At 49.1% G+C, this 17,917-nt stretch carries 15 protein-coding genes; 5 read left to right on the forward strand and 10 right to left on the reverse strand.

Annotated elements, in window-relative coordinates; genetic code table 11:
* Positions 1-7 precede the first annotated feature (7 nt).
* Positions 8-1,990, forward strand: coding sequence for an alpha-L-arabinofuranosidase C-terminal domain-containing protein (locus tag ACHZA1_RS00910; protein WP_320053358.1), 1,983 nt, complete (start codon positions 8-10; stop codon positions 1,988-1,990).
* Positions 1,991-2,097: 107 nt separating this feature from the next.
* On the forward strand, positions 2,098-2,457 hold the full coding sequence (locus tag ACHZA1_RS00915) for a hypothetical protein (protein WP_321427036.1): 360 nt from the start codon (positions 2,098-2,100) through the stop codon (positions 2,455-2,457).
* A gap of 69 nt (positions 2,458-2,526) precedes the next feature.
* Here the strand turns inward: ACHZA1_RS00915 and ACHZA1_RS00920 are convergent, their stop codons facing one another.
* Positions 2,527-3,906, reverse strand: coding sequence for a tryptophanase (locus tag ACHZA1_RS00920; protein ID WP_320053360.1), 1,380 nt, complete (start codon positions 3,904-3,906; stop codon positions 2,527-2,529).
* A 334-nt stretch (positions 3,907-4,240) separates the two neighbouring features.
* On the opposite strand from ACHZA1_RS00920, the gene ACHZA1_RS00925 reads away from it, so the two are divergent.
* On the forward strand, positions 4,241-4,915 hold the full coding sequence (locus tag ACHZA1_RS00925; protein WP_320053361.1) for a hypothetical protein: 675 nt from the start codon (positions 4,241-4,243) through the stop codon (positions 4,913-4,915).
* A gap of 70 nt (positions 4,916-4,985) precedes the next feature.
* Here ACHZA1_RS00925 and ACHZA1_RS00930 read toward each other — a convergent pair whose 3' ends face one another.
* Positions 4,986-6,986, reverse strand: coding sequence for a sialate O-acetylesterase (locus tag ACHZA1_RS00930; RefSeq protein ID WP_320053362.1), 2,001 nt, complete (start codon positions 6,984-6,986; stop codon positions 4,986-4,988).
* A gap of 594 nt (positions 6,987-7,580) precedes the next feature.
* Here ACHZA1_RS00930 and ACHZA1_RS00935 point away from each other — a divergent pair.
* Together ACHZA1_RS00935 and ACHZA1_RS00940 are read left to right on the forward strand one after the other, a co-directional pair.
* The gene (locus tag ACHZA1_RS00935) at positions 7,581-8,255 is read left to right on the forward strand and encodes a hypothetical protein (protein WP_320053363.1); all 675 of its coding nucleotides are present in this window, start codon (positions 7,581-7,583) and stop codon (positions 8,253-8,255) included.
* Positions 8,256-8,327: 72 nt separating this feature from the next.
* Positions 8,328-9,872, forward strand: a complete 1,545-nt coding sequence (locus tag ACHZA1_RS00940; RefSeq protein WP_320053364.1) for a hypothetical protein — start codon at positions 8,328-8,330, stop codon at positions 9,870-9,872.
* A 79-nt stretch (positions 9,873-9,951) separates the two neighbouring features.
* Here ACHZA1_RS00940 and ACHZA1_RS00945 read toward each other — a convergent pair whose 3' ends face one another.
* From ACHZA1_RS00945 to ACHZA1_RS00980, 8 genes are all read right to left on the reverse strand, one after another.
* A complete protein-coding gene (locus ACHZA1_RS00945; protein WP_320053365.1) occupies positions 9,952-11,238 on the reverse strand; it encodes a DEAD/DEAH box helicase in 1,287 nt (428 codons plus the stop codon).
* 200 nt (positions 11,239-11,438) lie between these two features.
* Positions 11,439-12,419 (reverse strand): hypothetical protein, encoded by a 981-nt coding sequence (locus tag ACHZA1_RS00950; protein ID WP_320053366.1) that lies wholly within the window; start codon positions 12,417-12,419, stop codon positions 11,439-11,441.
* 117 nt (positions 12,420-12,536) lie between these two features.
* Positions 12,537-13,235 (reverse strand): hypothetical protein, encoded by a 699-nt coding sequence (locus ACHZA1_RS00955; protein WP_320053367.1) that lies wholly within the window; start codon positions 13,233-13,235, stop codon positions 12,537-12,539.
* A 169-nt stretch (positions 13,236-13,404) separates the two neighbouring features.
* Positions 13,405-14,064, reverse strand: coding sequence for a hypothetical protein (locus ACHZA1_RS00960; protein WP_320053368.1), 660 nt, complete (start codon positions 14,062-14,064; stop codon positions 13,405-13,407).
* Between the two features lie 857 nt (positions 14,065-14,921).
* Positions 14,922-15,902, reverse strand: coding sequence for a hypothetical protein (locus tag ACHZA1_RS00965; RefSeq protein WP_320053369.1), 981 nt, complete (start codon positions 15,900-15,902; stop codon positions 14,922-14,924).
* Between the two features lie 115 nt (positions 15,903-16,017).
* Positions 16,018-16,560 (reverse strand): hypothetical protein, encoded by a 543-nt coding sequence (locus tag ACHZA1_RS00970; protein ID WP_320053370.1) that lies wholly within the window; start codon positions 16,558-16,560, stop codon positions 16,018-16,020.
* An 89-nt stretch (positions 16,561-16,649) separates the two neighbouring features.
* Positions 16,650-17,207, reverse strand: coding sequence for an ATP-dependent Clp protease proteolytic subunit (locus tag ACHZA1_RS00975; protein ID WP_320053371.1), 558 nt, complete (start codon positions 17,205-17,207; stop codon positions 16,650-16,652).
* Positions 17,208-17,450: 243 nt separating this feature from the next.
* On the reverse strand, positions 17,451-17,837 hold the full coding sequence (locus tag ACHZA1_RS00980; RefSeq protein ID WP_320053372.1) for a hypothetical protein: 387 nt from the start codon (positions 17,835-17,837) through the stop codon (positions 17,451-17,453).
* Positions 17,838-17,917 lie beyond the last annotated feature (80 nt).

Here is a 17,917-nt window from a genome sequence, read left to right on the forward strand (position 1 = left end):
TACGCACATGAAAAGAACATCAATTTATGCAGCCGCCCTTGCGCTGGTATCGCTGGGGGTGCCCCAGGCCTTATCGGCACAGCCGGTAAAGCTGACGGTAGAGGCCAACAAGCCCGTTGCCGAAATTCAGCCATCCATGTGGGGCATCTTCTTCGAGGATATCAACTTTGCCGCCGATGGCGGAATATACGCCGAGCTGGTAAAGAACCGCTCGTTCGAATTCCTTACCCCCATGATGGGCTGGAAGGAGCTAAAAACCGGCAACGCCTCCGGAAAGGTTCTTATTGAGAATAGAGGCGATGCCCACATCAACAACCCCCGCTTTGCGCATGTAACCGTTGATGCCGCCAATGGCGGGTTCGGCCTTACCAACGAGGGTTTCCGCGGAATGGGCGTGAAGGAGGGCGAGCAGTACAACTTCTCGATACTGGTCCGCAACAGCGAAAACTCCCCCGTGAAGCTAACCGTTGAGCTGGTTAGCGCCGATGGCAAGAAAATCGGCGAGTGCTCCCTCGATGGCTTCAAGGACGGCTGGAACCAATACACCGCCTCGCTTACCAGCAAGGCTACCGACGCCAAGGCCCGCCTCAACATCATCTTCACCGGAAAGGGATCGGTAGACATCGACATGGTGTCGCTGTTCCCCCATCACACCTGGAAGAATAGGCCCAACGGGCTGCGCGCCGACCTGGTGCAGCTGCTCTACGACCTAAAGCCGGGCTTCGTCCGCTTCCCTGGGGGATGTATCGTGGAGGGCCGCGACTTGGCCAACCGCTACCAGTGGAAGACCACCGTAGGCAAGGTGGAGGAGCGCAAGCAGATTATCAACCGCTGGAATACGGAGTTCAGCTGGCGCCCAGCCCCCGACTACTTCCAGTCGTACGGCCTTGGCTTCTACGAGTACTTCCTGCTTTCGGAGGATATTGGCGCCGAGCCGCTGCCCATCATCAACTGCGGAATGGCCTGCCAGTACAACACGGGCGAGGTAGTGCCTATGAACCAGCTGGAGCCCTACGTGCAGGATATGCTCGATCTAATTGAGTTTGCCAACGGCGATGCAACCACCAAGTGGGGCAGCCTACGCGCCCAGATGGGCCATCCTGCCCCCTTCAACCTAAAGATGCTTGGCGTGGGCAACGAGCAGTGGGACGAGCAGTACGTGGACCGATATAAGGTTATTGCCAAGACCCTAAAGGAGAAGTACCCCAACATTAAGCTGGTGGCTAGCTCGGGCCCATCGCCCGACGGCGACCGATTCGACTACCTCTGGAAGGAGCTCAAGGCACTCAACGGCGACCTAGTCGATGAGCACTACTACCAGAGCCCCGAGTGGTTCTACAAAAACGCCAGCCGCTACGACAGCTACGACCGCAAGGGGCCAAAGGTGTTTGCCGGAGAGTACGCCTCGCACACCAAGGGAGGAACCGCCCCCGAATCGCGCAACAACTGGGAGGCTGCCCTCTCGGAGGCCGCGCTGATGACCGGGCTAGAGCGCAATGCAGCCGTGGTACACATGGCCTCGTACGCCCCGCTGTTCGCCCACATCGAGGCGTGGCAGTGGAACCCCGACCTGATTTGGTTCGACAACCTCCGCTCGTTTGGAACTCCCAGCTACTACGTGCAGAAGGCCTTCGCCAACAACAAGGGGACTAACGTGGTGCCCATCCTGTGCGGCGGCGCGGCTGTAGCCGGTAAGGACAGCCTCTACGCCAGCTCGGTTATCGACCAAAAGAGCCACGAGCTTATCGTAAAGGTGGCCAACGCCAGCGCCAGCGCAAAGGCTACCCAGATAGAGGTTAAGGGAGTATCGGTAAATGCAAAATCGGCCAGCTGCCAGGTGATGCAGGCCCAAAACCTAGCCGACTACAACACCCTAGACACCCCCACCAAGGTTGCGCCCAAGCCAGCAGCCGTTAAGGTTGCGGGCAGCAAGCTTACGCTAACGCTCGACGGACGCTCGTTCTACCTGATTAAGGTAAAGTACAAGTAGTCCAACGCTGCCCTCATCGGCAGGATAGATAAAACCAAAGGGGTTGCCTAAGCTATAGGCAGCCCCTTTGCGGTATATGAATACCCTCCGTCGGGCAAGTACGGTAGGTGTTTCGGGTTCCGATTAGACCTCCGTACATCTCGGGTAGACGATTTCGGTTCCGATTAGCTCTACCCGACATCTCGGACGGACGATTTCGGTTCCGATTGGCTCTACCCGACATCTCGGGTGGACGATTTCGGTTCCGATTAGCTCTGCCCGACATCTCGGGCGGACGATTTCGGTTCCGATTAGCTCTACCCGACATCTCGGACGGACGATTTCGGTTCCGATTGGCTCTACCCGACATCTCGGGCGGACGATTTCGGTTCCGATTAGCTCTGCCCGACATCTCGGGCGGACGATTTCGGTTCCGATTAGTTCTACCCGACATCCCGGGTAGGCGCTACAACCATTCCACGGAGTAAGCCAACCATAAAAAAAGGGAAGAACCCGATGCGGTTCTTCCCTTTTCTAATATTATGCTAGGCTAAGCCCTACTGCGCTTTTTCCATCTCAACGGTAAAGTGGCGAAGGATTGGCGCCTCCTTGGTAATTACCACCCCGCGGGTGATGCTCTCGCGCCTATCGAACACGTTCTTCAGCGCAGCTGCAACAACATCCATGTGGTTGTTGGTGTAGGTACGGCGTGGGATAGCAAGGCGGAGCAGCTCCAGCTCGGGGTAGCGGTTCTCGTGGGTTTCAGGATCGCGGTCGGCAAGAATGGCGCCGATCTCTACCCCTCTGATGCCCGCTTCGAGGTACAGCTCCACGCCCAAGGTCTGAGCAGGGAACTCCTCGCGAGGCACGTTAGGAAGCATCCTTTTGGCATCAACAAAGATGGCGTGACCACCGGCAGGACGCTGGTAGGGAATGCCATACTCATCTAGCTTTTGACCAAGGTAGGCAACCTGGCGGATGCGGGTATCGAGCGTATCGAACTCCGTACCCTCATCGAGGCCAACCGCAAGGGCATTCATGTCCCTGCCGCTCATGCCGCCGTAGGTTACGTAGCCCTCGTACATGATGTTGAATACGGTAGCCTTCTTGTAGGTCTCCTCGTCCTTAAAGCCGATAAAGCCGCCCATGTTCACGATGGCATCCTTCTTCGAGCTCATGGTCATGTAGTCGGCGTACTGGTACATCTCCTTCACGATCTCCTTGATGGACTTATCGGCATACCCCTTCTCGCGAGTTTTGATGAAGTAGGCATTTTCGGCAAAGCGAGCCGAGTCGAACAGCATAGGAATGCCATGCTTCTTTGCCAGTTTGCTAGCACCGCGAAGGTTCTCCATCGATACGGGCTGCCCGCCTGCGGTGTTGTTGGTAATGGTCATGCAGATGAAGGGCACCTCGCTTGCGGGATGCGCCTCTAGGAAGAGCTCCAGCTTATTTAGGTCGATATTCCCCTTAAACGGAATTTCGAGCTGGGTATTCGACGCCTTGTCGATGGTAAGGTCGATGGCATGCGCCTTGCGGAATTCGATATGCCCCTTGGTGGTATCGAAGTGCGAGTTACCAGGGATGTAGCTCCCCTCCTTCACCAGCACCGAGAAGAGCACATTCTCGGCAGCGCGCCCCTGATGGGTTGGCAGGAAGTAAGGAAAGCCAAGGATGTTGTAGATGGCCTCCTTCATTTTGAAGTACGAGGTAGCACCAGCGTAGCTTTCGTCGCCCAGCATCATGGCGCTCCACTGCCTGTCGCTCATGGCGCCGGTGCCCGAGTCGGTAAGCAGGTCGATAAACACGTACTCGCTCTTAATGCCAAACAGATTGTAGTGAGCCTCTTTGATCCAGCGCTCACGCTCTTCGCGGGTAGAGCGGCGAATGGGCTCTACCATCTTAATTTTGTACGATTCTGCAAATGGAAGTTCCATAGGTATGTTTTATTAGGATTAACGTGTACAGCAAAACGCGCTAGCACGAGGCCAACGTCAGCTGAGAAAATAAGTCGATAAAGGTAGACGAGGCGCTAGAAAGGCAGCCTCAAAAGAAAGTTAGGAACAGAAAGCATCTCTGTTCTTCAGGTTACGGAATATCAGCTTTGAAGTAGTATTCAGTTTCATATTACCATTCTGATCGCCCCAAAAGTAGAAAAATAATACGAATACGGTAAGCCCTAACAAAAAAATAATTGCCCCATCACTCCGCAAAACATTGCAATATTGGCATTAGATGCTACATTTATCAAAAAAATACACTCCACTTTTTATGAGAAATATCTGTATCTCCATTGCGCTATCGTTGTTCCTGTTTGGCTGTAGCCAGTCGCACGATACGCTAACCATTAACGGCATAAAGTACAAGGTAGATGGCAGCCTCGAAAAGGGCGTCGGCAAATGCTTCTACGATAATGGAAACGTAAAGGCTACCGTCGAGATTGCCAACGGAACGCTTAACGGCAAGTACCTAGAGTACTACGAAGACTTCAAGGTGAAGAAAGAATGCTACTACAAAGAAGGGCAAACGGATGGTCCGCTAAAGATGTACTACAACAACGGACGCCTATTTAGGCAATCGTTCTACAAAAAGGGCTTCCTTGATGGCCCATTCACCGAGTTTAATCCCGATGGAAGCAAGACAATAGAGGCCAACTACAAAAACGGAGACATGCTAAGCCTCACCGAGTACAAGCGAGGCAAGGTTCTAAGCTACCACCTCGAGGTAAAGGTAACTGGCAACAAGTTCATGTCCGAAACGACCTACCACTTAAGCGTTACGCCAGCCCCTAAGCTCGCCGAGTTCTACCTTAAGAAGGGAAACGACAACTACCTGCTCGATGGCAACACCTTCACAACGCATCAGGTACAGAGTGGTCCAATGGTGTTCGTTGCAAAAGGCATTTCGCAGTACGATATTCCATTCCAGCTTACGGCAAAGAAGTAGCAGCGCCAGCTAACGAATAAAGCATAAAAGAAAAGCCAGACTGCTTAGTCTGGCTTTTCTTTTATCTAGGCTACTTTAAAACCTTTTCGGTGGTAAATGTCGATGCAGGCAATCCCGCACCGTTAGAGAGTATCGACGACGAACCGTTCCTAAAACCATATCGCACCAAGGAAGGATTGGGCACCTTAGCGCTATAAACCTCTACCCTACCTGCCACAGCCTTAGCCTCAGCAGGAACAAAAAGGCCATCGGCACCCGCAACCTCGAACTCATCCGTTGCTGTACCTGTTATTTTCAGGCCATCGGAATAGGAAAACTCGACAACGGCCTTACCATTACCAAACGTTGCTCCCTTAAACAGGGGACCATTGGCGGCAACCCCCTTGCCGTAGCTGCCAGCCAACGCCAGCCGCGCTAACCTGTCGCCAACATCAACCTTATTGCTTGGATGGATCGTCTTAACGCTTCCAATATCCATTGTAACGGCCATGCCGGTATTAGGTGTTGCCAGAGCACGTCGTTGAGCCTCGCGGATGTAGGCAGACTCGCGGTTAGCTACACCCGAATAGGCGTAAGGCGCTATTTGAGTATAGTAGAACGGAAAGCTTCCGATTCCCCAACTTTTACGCCAGCTCTCCACCATTAAAGGAAACAGCGTGCAGTACTGCTCCGCCCTTCCAATATTGGCTTCGCCCTGATACCAAATGGCTCCTTTTATCGTAAACGGAATTAACGGATTCACCATCCCGTTGAATAGCATTGCGGGGCTATTAGGCCCAATGGCCACATCGAGCTTAGGGCGTACGGCAAATTCAGCATCGTCGAACAGATAGAAGGCACCATCCTTTAGCTGGGCAATAGGAAGATACTTCCAGCTACCATCAAGCGCAATCTTCTTTTCTCCTATTCCAACCGAAAGCATATCGCTATCGCCCCAGATACCACCACCACCAGAGTTATCGACTACCCTTACGGCAATTACGTTATCGCCCTCCTTTAAGACTCCTTCGGGGATGGCGTACTTACGCTGCACCTGCCAAGCGCCAAGTGTTTCGGTGGCGCCTACCAACGTGCCGTTAACGTAAACCCTATCCATATCGTCAATCTTTGCTAGGTTAAGCAGCGCAGGCTTCAGGGCGTCCTCCTTCGAGATGCTTATCGTCCTACGAAACCATACCACGCCATCGAAATCGCCAGTCTCCGACTCGAAGCTTCGAGGGAGCATCATGCTTTTCCATTGCGTATCGTTGTAGGCAGCACTGGCGTATTGGGCATCACCAAAGTCGAGGTTCTTCCACCTTTCCTCTTCGGGTAGAGTGCTACTCAGGACAACCTTAGGGTGCGTGGCAAGCCACTTGGCGTACTCTTCCTGCTGCTTAATAGCTTTTGGATAGCCTTCCAGTACATTCGCATAGTCGGGATGCTGCTTTATGAAGGCAGGGGCAACCCAAGCCTCGGCTGCGGTACCACCCCACGCAGTTACTATTAATCCGACGGGCACCTTAAGCTCTTTTTGCAGCTTACGCCCAAAGAAGTAGGCGGTTGCGCTCAAAGTCTTCGCGGTTTGAGGCGAGCAAGCCATCCAGCTACCCTTAAGCCCCTCCTGCTTATCGCCAGAGAAGCAGCGCCCAACTGTAAAAAAGTGAAGGTTAGGGTATTTTGCCTCACCAATTTCCTTTGCCGAGTTCCGAATGGTATCAACGGGCGGCCATCCGGCTAAAGTCATTTCCATGTTCGATTGCCCGGAGCAAACCCAAACCTCTCCAACCAGAACGTCGCTTAAGGAGACGCTCTCCTTTCCCGATTTAATGGTTATCTGGTAAGGACCTCCAGCCTTAGGTGTTTTAATGGCCACCTTCCAGGCTCCTTGTCCATCGGAAATAGAAGAAACCTTGGCGCCCCACGAGGCTACCACCTCGACCTTTGCATTAGGAAGCGCCCTTCCCCAAACCGAAGCTGCCGACTTTTGCTGAAGTACCATGCCCGACCCAAAGATGTCGGCTGGCTTTAGCGATTGCGAGCTAGCCCAGAAGGGAAACAGCAGGGCCAATCCTAGTAAACGTGCTCTCATTATAAAGATTCTTTTTTGTTAGGAGCAATAAAACTACAAAAAGATTCAGAGAGAGCTGTCCGAATGCCGATATATCATGCCATATAGTCAAAAAGATACAACATAGGCAGCATACCTAAAAGAAGAGGCTGCTCCAAGGGCAACCTACAACGAATGGCAAAGTAGCATATCAGATGAAGAACGGTTTTACTAAGCCTATAGCGGCGACATTTCGCTACTTGGCATTACACCTATTCTACATCAAAAGAAACAGCCTTCAAATTTGGGCTGCATCTCTAATAAGAATAGAAACAAACAACAAAGAGGCGGCCCTAATCGGCTGTTCGCCTTGGGAGAAATCGAATATATGAATGTATTCTCGAACAGGGATACGATTAATAAAGACAGAAAAAGAGGCCGTATGAAATGCATGAACAGCCTCTTTTTATTACCCGCAGCAGGAAGCCTTTACGTTCTCCGTTACAATATATTGCCTACGATGGGATAAAAGCAGGTGGAAACCAGAAAATATTTCACATAAATTCAATCATCAAACAAAAACACTTTACAAATAAACTATTAAGCACTAATTTTATACGAATTAACCTAAATAACATGAAACGCGCTTTTTACCTACTATTCCTATCCGCATTGCTATCCTGCAACGCCCCTCACGACTCCATTTCTGTCAATGGAACAAAGTATCAGGTGGTAGAGGGAGATCTTAGTAAGGGTATCGCAAAATGCTACTTCGATAACGGCATACTAAAATCGACAGCGGAAATAAGCGACAGCACTCTTAATGGCAAGTATGTTGAGTACTACGACAACGGCAACCTAAAGAAGATATGGTTCTACAAAAACGGTAAATCTAATGGCCCATATAGGATCTACTTTGTAAATGGGAGGCTCTTTGAGGAGGGAACCTATAAAATGGGGGTTCATGATAAAAAGACGACTAGGTTTAACATTGATGGCAGGAAGGTTGCCGAAGAGGCCTACAACAATGGCGACATGGTTGGCCTTACCGAATTCATCGAGGGAAAACCTATTAGGTATCGGTTCAACATAGAGGTTGATAACGACTACACCAACTCGACAAGCACCTACCATTTTAGCATATCCCCAAAGCCATACGTTGCCCAGTACAACATGGTTAAAGGCAACAAGAAGCTGCTCATTATAGGAAGCAGCATTAGGATAAAAAGGCAAGCCCGAGAGCACTTCGTGTTTTTGGCAAAAGGCTTAACCAACAGCGGCATTCTTTTTATGCTCACCGCTGAGAAGTAGCGTCAGCCAATAACCTTACAAGGCAAGCAGCCACAGCCAACTCCTCGTAGAAATTTAGGATTCAACTAAAAGATGAAGAAGTTAACCGCCCTACTCTTCTGCACTGTCGTCTGCTGTAGCTTAACCTACGGTCAGAAAAACAGAATAGAGCTCGCCAATCATATTAAATACAACAGTCCAAACGAAAAAGCGACCTTCGCTAAGGTTGCCAACAACACAGCAACCCCGTTAGGCATGCTCTTTGCCCCAACAACTCCCGACATGGGCGATATCGAGGCTTCGTTTATGAGCTCGATAAAGCAAACTGCCGCCTTGCTACGGCTGCTTCCGTCTAAATATGGGCAGGAAGGTAAATCTTTAATGGACGCTTTTCTTAAAGCCATCCACAACGACTACCTCCTTAGCTACGACCCCTACTCAACAATGCCCCTTACCGCCTACTGCAAAAGTTTTAGCGGTATAACCGCCGCCGTTACCTATTCGCTACTACTTGCGGAGAAGGATATCAAGAGCTACATCTACGTAAACAAAAAGCGGAATAGCATGGAGATGGGCTTTACTTGGGGAAGCAACCTCTGCATCTTCGATCCCCCATTCTCGAACAGCAATCCTCTACGCATTGTTACGAATGACGAAAAGCAGGCTTACTTTAGGCAGCTAGTTCAGTCGAAAATCCTTCACGAATCGGAGCTCAGCCAGAATTTAGACAGTCTATACCTGGTGATGAACAACTCGGCCACCGTTTTTAGCTACCGCAGCATTGCCGGGCTCATCTACTACAACCAACTAACCAAGAATCCCGAGAAGACAAGCGACATGGAGACCCTCTACACCTTAATAAAGGTAGACCTACTCGACAGCAAGCTCCTCAAATCGAACTTTATTGAGAACTACATAACAGAAGAGCTGCAATCGGATAGGCACAACATCGAGGAGAACTTTAAGTTGCTCTACTTCCTTACGATGTACTCAACCTCTCCGAAGGAATACAACCACCTAGTTGAGTACCTGTTTGCAAAATGCGATAATCCGACGAATGCAACCAGATATTACCTTGCCTTTGCAAACGATGCCTTAGCGCTAAACCCTACTGAACAGAAGGCAACAACCATCAACCGCCTTAAGTACTATACGCTAGTAAACGATCACAGCTCAAACGCCATCCTAAACAGCAAGCCCGCCGATGTGCTAAACACCCTCAACGTGCTAATGGCTAAGGATAGCGTGCTAAACAGCTTCAGCGGATGCAGCAGCTTCTATCAGGAGCTCTGCAGCAAGCTTCTTGAAAGGCTAACGAAATCGGAAAGCACCACTTCGAAGATAGACTGGTATGGAACCCTATACGATCAGATCAGCAACAAGAACCAGCTCCGCAGCTTATCTGATGATATCCTATTTGGGCTACTAAGCGACATGGCAACCCTTCTATCGAAAGGGGAGGCTCAACCAGCCCTCGACCTATACCGGAAGATGAAGCAGTTAAAGGGAAATCCTATGGCCTCGTACAGTGCGGACAACCTACGAAGCACGCTAGAGTCGCTCTACAGCACCGTAAAGAGCAATGGGATGAAAGATGAAACCCTTGATGTTCGGAAAACCATTGCCACCATTAAGTAGAACCGCACAACAATCAGCGAGGACACCCCCATTTATAGAAAAGCAAATCGCCTTCCGTTGTGGAAGGCGATCCTATTTTTTACCACCTATTGTTATCCTTCTTTTTGGGCTTAGCAGCCTTTGCTTTTGAGCGAGTTTTTGCCTTCGCAGGCTTACCTGCATCCATTTGGTTAGCCTCGCGCAGCAATCCGCGCCAGTCGTCGCTGCCATCGCTCGAAAAGTCGATGGTTTCGGCATAATCCTTACGGGTTACCTCCTTAACGGTAATCGGTTTGTCCAAGAATGCTTCTATTTCCTTTAGGATATTCCTCTCCTCGGTGCTGCAGAACGAAACTGCAAGCCCCTTTTGCTTGCCTCGGCCGGTACGACCGACACGGTGAACGTAGTTCTCGGGCTTATCGGGCAAGTCGTAGTTAACCACGTAGTCGACATCAGGAATATCGATACCGCGAGCGCTGACATCGGTAGCAATTAGGAGCTTTACCTCGCCGCTGCGGAACCTTGCCATAGCCTCGCTACGTTCCTGCTGCTCCTTATCTCCATGAATGGTGGTGGCTTTTATGCCTACCCGATCCATTGCGCTGCAAACGCGCTCGGCTCGTACCTTTGTGCGAACGAATACAAGAATCTTGCTTTCGGGATTCTCGGTTACCACGCGCTCTAGGAAGAATCGCTTATCGTCCATCTCGACAAAGATAACTGAGTGGGTGATATTCTTTGCCACCGGATCCTTAGGCGAAACCTGAATTCGAATTGGGTTACGAACTAGCGAGTAAGCAACCGTCTTTATATACTCGTTGATGGTTGCCGAGAAGAATAGCGTTTGATGCTTTCGGGGAAGGAACTTAATTACATCCTGAATGTCGCGAACAAAGCCCAAATCGAGCATGTGATCGGCCTCATCTAGGATAAGTACCTCTACCTTGTTGAGCTTGATGTAGCCTTGGCTTACCAAGTCGAACATTCGGCCAGGGGTAGATACCAGAATGTCGATCCCCTTTTCGAGTTGGGCAATCTGCGCATCCTGCTCCACACCGCCAAATACGCAAAAGGTTGAGACGCGGGTAAACTGAGCCAGCTGCTTAAAGACTATGGAGATCTGAATAGCAAGTTCGCGCGTAGGAGCCATCACTAGGCAGCGGATTCCGTCGGTTCGGGTGGAGGATTTATCCTCGTGCAGCATATCAATAACGGGAATGGCAAAGGCTGCCGTCTTTCCGGTTCCGGTTTGGGCTATTGCAAGCACATCTTCGCCCTTTAGGATGGGGGGAATTGAGCGATGCTGAATATCGGTTGGCCTTTTGAACCCTAGCTCGCTAAGGTTTCTCTTTATCTGATCGGATATGTGGTAATCCTCGAACTTCATTCGTTGTCGTAAATTATTAAGCCACAAAGATACTCAGGATAAGCACACGTGAAAGCTGTTGGCAACTAATTAGCTGTAAGCAGTACGCCTATTAAACGCCAATAGGCCACCATCGGAATTCGATAGCAGCCTATTTTTTGCGTTTTAACCAGCAGCAAATCACAATTTGCCCCCGCCTACGCTAATTAGGGCGAAGCGTATTAAAGGTTCACCACAACCTCAGCCCTACGGGTCACCCTACTAGCAGGCTTGTAGAGGTAAAGATTGCCAATGGGACCGGCTCCCTTAATAACAACTACGTCGCGCACGGCATCCTTGCTTAGCATTCGATCCTTGTTGCTTAGGTAGTAGGCATCGAAGGTGGCCTTATCTAATGCGTTGGGCTGTGAAAGGAAATCGTAGTCCTGCTGGGCGAAATTTAGCTTCGCGGACATGCCCATGTAGGGCTCGTTGTTCGAGTTAGCCACCTTGTAACTGAAATCGTTGCTGCCCGATATCACCTTAACAACAGCAGTTGGACCATTAACCGAAAGGAGCCTTAACGTCACCTCCCCTAAGCGGATTTCCTTACCTACATCCATAGAAGTAAGCTTAACGTAGTCGTATCCTGCGGCAAGGCTACAGGCAACGGTTATGGTTCCTCCTATTTTTTTAGGCTTATCCTTTAATCCGATGGAACGTCCAACGGTAATCCTGCTTATGCTTTGAGATGTTGTATTGCCGCTGCTATCAGTTTGAAACGATGAGCTAAACTCGCTTCCAAACTGAACGAAGTTGATGCTTGTATCTACCCTTACGGCCAGCCCCTTTTCATTTTTCAACAGCACATTAGCCACCCTCATCGAAAAGCAACCCCTGTCGATATCGACATTGGCAGGAAACTTCGACTTCAGCAGAAGTTCGTCTGCCCCTTTGGTACAGGTAAATCTCCCCATAAGGCTATCGAGCGCTTCCGATAGCGCTGCACCAGTTGGCGCAACCGCATTGGCCCAAGGATAAACATAATCCTTTTGCGTATCTGCGGTTGGCGTTCCTGCCGATTGAAATAAATCCTTATACTGAGCATAAAGCATCTCCCGAATAATATCGGTAGCCTCGACCTTTTGCCTTTTCTGGGCAACTGCACCAGTAGCAAGAAGTCCAAATGCTAAACCAATTCCAACAGCTCTAGTAAATTTCATGCGAAACGTTTTATTCGATTTAAAAATATTAGAATCAAAATAACAACTTTTTTTATTCGCATCCAACTAGATACAAGCAAAGACTACCGTCATTCTAATAGAGATCACCTACAGGCTTTACTCCAGAACAAATCGGTATCCAACTGAGAATCCTACAGGAAAAAGATCGTTGTCGAACGTTACACCATGCTCGTTTTTAAGTTCATCGATGTAGCTATCAACTTTCGAGTCTCGAATAGGAACTAAAAGGCCAAACGTCCAATATCCGCTACCAGTGCGAAAAGGTTTGAAGTCGATGCCTACACCAAAGGTTACCCCATAGAAGATCTTGCTATACTCCGCTTTATTATTCACCTGCACCACGGCATTATAGCCGTACATGCCAAGCAAATAGGGAACGACCTTAGCGGGTTTGGCTCCTGACGTAACCCGAAACTTCGCCCCGACATTATAGCCAAAGTCGGCTAAAGCATATCCACCTGCAAAGAATAGGGCAATATCGGGGGCAAAATAATAGGAGATGCTGCTTCCGATTCCGCCATAGTCCATCCCAAGACCAAAGCCTACGGAAAAAGCCTCGCGCGTCATGGCCAAGCTCGTGTAGCCTTCGTTTTTACGGGTGGCATCTTGATGCTTTTCGGAGAAGGTGGTGTCGTTGCTTATATGGGCCAAGCCGCTTGCTTGCTCGCTATCGGCTTTATGGATTAAGGTGTCGGACGATGGAACACTTATGCACTCCGATGAGGTAACACGTCCAGCATTTGCCTCAAATGCCAAGGCAAGAGCAACGGCAAGGATCAGTGCGATTCTTTTCATAAATAGAAAGATAGATTGGTTATTGTGTATATTTTACTTTGTTGCAGCGTAACCTGATTCGCGCAGGAGATTTATCCCTACTCCTATTCTGCAGCAGGTTTAGCAAAAAGGCTTGCAAATATACATCAACAACCTTAACGATCTATCCGAAATAATTGAGATAAATCCGCTACCTTACCTTTCTATACTCACTCTTTGTCAGCGAATCCTCCAGCTTTAATATCTTCTTAAACTGCTTCTTTGTGGGTTTTAGTATCATCTTTAAGGTATCCTTCTGAGCAGAATCTCTAACAACCTCGTTATCCAACTCTGCAGCGAGCCGATTAAAGATCTTCTTCGACTCGATGTCCATTACTCTTAAAACTCCTCCTCGAAGCTTTAGCAGTTTAACGTTCCAAAGATCATCCGAATGCTTCTCATTCAAAACTAAAACCCTTTTATACTTACGTATGACACTTCCATCGTCTAAAGAAAAAAGCGTGTCCCTTACATTTTCATATAGGTAAATAGAATCCTTGGTTACCCTTGTACGATACTTTTCATTTCTCTTTTTATCTAAAACAACATTCCCATTTAGAAAGACAACCTCAGAAGTATCAATTTCGTTCTTGCTAATAGCCCACACTTTTACAGATTGCTTTACAATTAACCTTTTATCGATACTTAAAACAGAAGAGTCTTTGCCGATATATCTACCGATATACGAAGAAGGTATTCCATCCAGATCGCTAACATTCTCGGGCTGTGGCTTATCGAAGTAGATTGTCTCTTTATTCCCGCAGCTTGCTGCGAGTAGCAAAAGTCCAAATACAGCTAAGATGTTTTTCATACTAAAAAGGTTTTTATGAAATAGAATATTGATGCCACCGTTGGTTACGCTGCCAAAATCCAGCAACTATTCACACCATCCGTCAGAATCAGCAGGTTTAACTTGTTAAATATAGCAAATATAAAACAATACTTAACCTTCATTAAAACAGAATCACCCCTTGTTAATTCCGCAAATAGTCTTACGCCCCTTAATTCCTACAGCAGATGCGGCATAAAGGCATAATGCTATGCTTTACCATAAAGAATACACCCTAATTGAATTTTAATTTAGGTCGCTAAGAGAACCCCATTGGGACAATACCCTTGTAGAATAACATCAAACAACAGCGATAGCCGCAACAATAGATGAGCATAGAAGGTCTATGCTTCTATGCAACCAAATTAGCCATGCCTAAAAAAGGCATAGCTAAATATTGGCACTATCAATGCTTGAGATAATTTGATATAACAGCCGAATTGGCAAAAACTATGAATCAGGAGTAATCCCTTCAGTAGAGCGTATACTGCTTAGGAAAGAATCGCACCTAACAGCTATTGAAGCAATCTAGTTGACCACCTCTGCTCTATCGACAACCACAAAAGCAATAAAGCATCGTCACTACCCGATGAGCACAAACGTCTACCTTTTGCCTCGAATGCCGAAGCAAGATCATCCGCAAGGAGTAACGCGATTGCGTTTATCAGCAGAAGAATAGATTGGTTGTTGTTTACATTTCATTTAGCCGCAGCGTAACCTGCGCTGCTCAGGTGGTTTGTGATATTGCTCCCCTGCGTTAAGGTTTGGCAGGCGGGGCTGGGTAAGCAACCCAAGCGCAACATCCTATCGAGTCTGCCCCGAATAGGTTTTGCGGCGGCTTATGCGCTAATCGGCAGCACAAAAACCTGCTCGATGCTCGTGCTTACCTTGTAGAGGTAAAGGTTTACGATTTCGCCCTCGCTCTTTATTACCGTCAGCTCCTTTACCGAATCCTTGCGAAGAAGCCGTTCCCTATTCTTTTGAAAGTAAGGGGCAAAAGCCTCGAGCGTAAAATCCTTAACCGAGACGAGATAGTCGTAGTCCTGCTGCGCAAGCTTAATGCTCGAGGTTATACCGTTACGGTAGGGCAAATTGTTGGAGCGGGTTATAAGGTAGTCGAAATCGCCCCTGCCCGACACCACCTTTACAACGGCGCTTACCTTATCCATCGATAGCAACCGCAACGTTGTGCTCCCTAAACGAATATTCTTCCCAACATGCTGACGGGTAAGCCTCACGTAGTCGAATGCGGTAGCCAGCTTACAGCTAACCGACAGGGCGCCGGATACATTTGCCGGAGTACCTTCTAGCAGTGTCGAAGCGCTTACGGTAACCCTACTTGCGCCATTAGCATCCGTGCTGCCGCTTTCATCGCCCCTGAAGGGGTAGGCAGGCTCGTAGCCAAAGCCGGTAGTGCAAACGCTGGGCTTAAGCTTAACGGCCTCTCCCTTTTCGTTAGTCAGCCTGTAGCGGGCAATACTCATCGAGAAGAGCTGCTCATCGGCATCGACGCCTGCAGGAAAGGAGGAGGTGAGTACCAGCTTGTCGTCGACCCTTTCGCATCGGCAACGGGCAACAACCGTATCGAGCGCTGCCCTACGGCTACTTGCGCTGTAACTTCGAAGCTTCTCCCAAGGGAAATCGATGTGGCTTTGGCATTCGTTAGCCTGTAGCTGCGCTGGCTCTAGCATTCTCCTAAACGAATCGTAGAACATCCTCGTCGTACTATCGATGCCCAGGTGCTGTTGCCGTTCGTGGGCAGCCGCCAAAAATAGAAGGAGGCAAAAAATAACAGTCAGCTTTACTATGCTTAATCTCATACCGTACAAAATAGATTAGCGGACACCGAAAATGGTGCTCCCTTCCGTAATTCAACCAAGCAGGCTCGCCATTACGAGCGAAGCCTTCGGCTAATTCCCTTACGCGTTCAGCCTTTTACTCTACCACCTCTACCCTATCGGCAACCACAATGGTAATGGAGAGGTAGCCACGGCCCGATGCGGCAATGCGCTCGCGCAGCTTGGCAATGCTCTGCCTCGAATGATCTGTAGCTGTACCATTCCTCCTTTGCCTTTCGACCCAAGCCGAATCCTTGCACGGATTACTGTCGATGCTGCAGAGCAGCGCCTGATCGCGCTCCATCCTATCGGCAAAGGCACCATCAATACGAGCTTCCTTAACAGTACCCCAAACGCGCACGCGCTTTTTGTTAAGGCTAAAGTCGAAGGAGCCCAGCTGCTCGTTGGCAATAACCTCAACCTCGGCACCAGTAGCCGATTGTATCTTCATCTTTCGGCCATCGACGCCGCACATGTGGGCAACGACGCCCTCTACTTCGACTTTCTTTCCGATGTAGCTCGATATGCAAGCGGTGAGGCTATCGGCGCTAACCCTTACCGCCTGCGGGTAGCCCGCTACGCTAAGCAGGCAGGTGAGCAATGCCAGAAGCAGACCAGATTTTACAATACAATGCTTCATATTTCGATATTTAATAGGTAGGATATAGCAAAGCCCTCCGCCAGCAGCGCATAGCCGGCAGCGGTAGGGCTTACGTATGCGGCAAGATGCTACTGCAGCTTGTCGAGCTTACCATCGACGATACCGTAGGCAACCGATTCCTCGGCCGACATCCAGTAGTCGCGGTTGAAATCCTTCTCCACCTGCTCCACGGTCTTTCCGCAGTTGGCTGCAAGGATTTCGGCTCCCAGCCTTTTCGTTTTCAGGATCTCCTCCATCTGTATCTCGATGTCGATAGCAGGTCCGCCCGCGCCTCCGCTTGGCTGGTGGATCATCACACGTGCATTGGGCAGCACAAAACGACGCCCCTTAGCGCCCACCGAAAGAATGATGGAGGCCATGGAAGCCGCCAACCCGGTGCATACGGTAGAAACGGGGCTGGAGATGCTTTTGATGGTGTCGTAGATGGCAAAACCCGAGGTTACGTAGCCACCAGGGCTGTTAATGATCAGCTGAATCTCCTTGTTGGGAGCCAGCATCTCGAGGTAGAGCAACCGCTCGATAACCTGCTTTGCCGAGTCGTCGTCAATTTGTCCCCAAAGGAACACCTTTCGCTCGTCCAGCATCTTGGCGTCAATAATGTCCTGAAGCTTTACGTTGTTTTCCATAGTATTCGTTGTTTTTATGATAACCAGCTGCGCATAGGCTAACGCTTCATTCCTATCACTAGCGGCCTACTGCCTGCTGCCGAAGCCCCATAAAGCAGAAACCACCAGCAGATGCCATCGAAACGCTCTATACGCTGTAGAAGGACTCCCCATTCGTAAGCAGACAAGGGAATAACTCGCGAATCGCAGCATCGATATTGGGCAAGAACTTCAACCTAGTGCAAGCAAAGGTTGCATATATGTTTAGCCTATATGATTACGTACTAAGGTAGAAATAATTTGCAAGAAACCAACAGCATGGATCATCATTTGACGACTGCTGGCTAATGAACCTCCTCTATACGCCATCTGCGCCACCACCTTTACTAAGAGGAAGGCTGCTGCATTCGAAAAAGTTGAAGCAAATACAGCAAATGTTGTAACGAATACAGTATTTGTTTCAACGAATACAGCATTTGCTTCAACGAATACAGCATATGCTTCAACAAATACAGCATATGCTTCAACAAATAGAGCATTTGCTTTAACGAATACAGCATTTGCTTCAACAAATACAGTATTTGCTTTAACGAATACAGTATTTGCTTTAACGAATACAGTATCTGCTTCAACAAATACAGTAATTGTCATGACAAATACAATATTCGTCGCGGCTTAACCGAAAAATGCAGCAACAATATTCGTACGGATGACAGCCAACACTGCCCTGC

The organism is uncultured Acetobacteroides sp., assembly GCF_963667355.2.
Taxonomy (GTDB): domain Bacteria; phylum Bacteroidota; class Bacteroidia; order Bacteroidales; family ZOR0009; genus Acetobacteroides.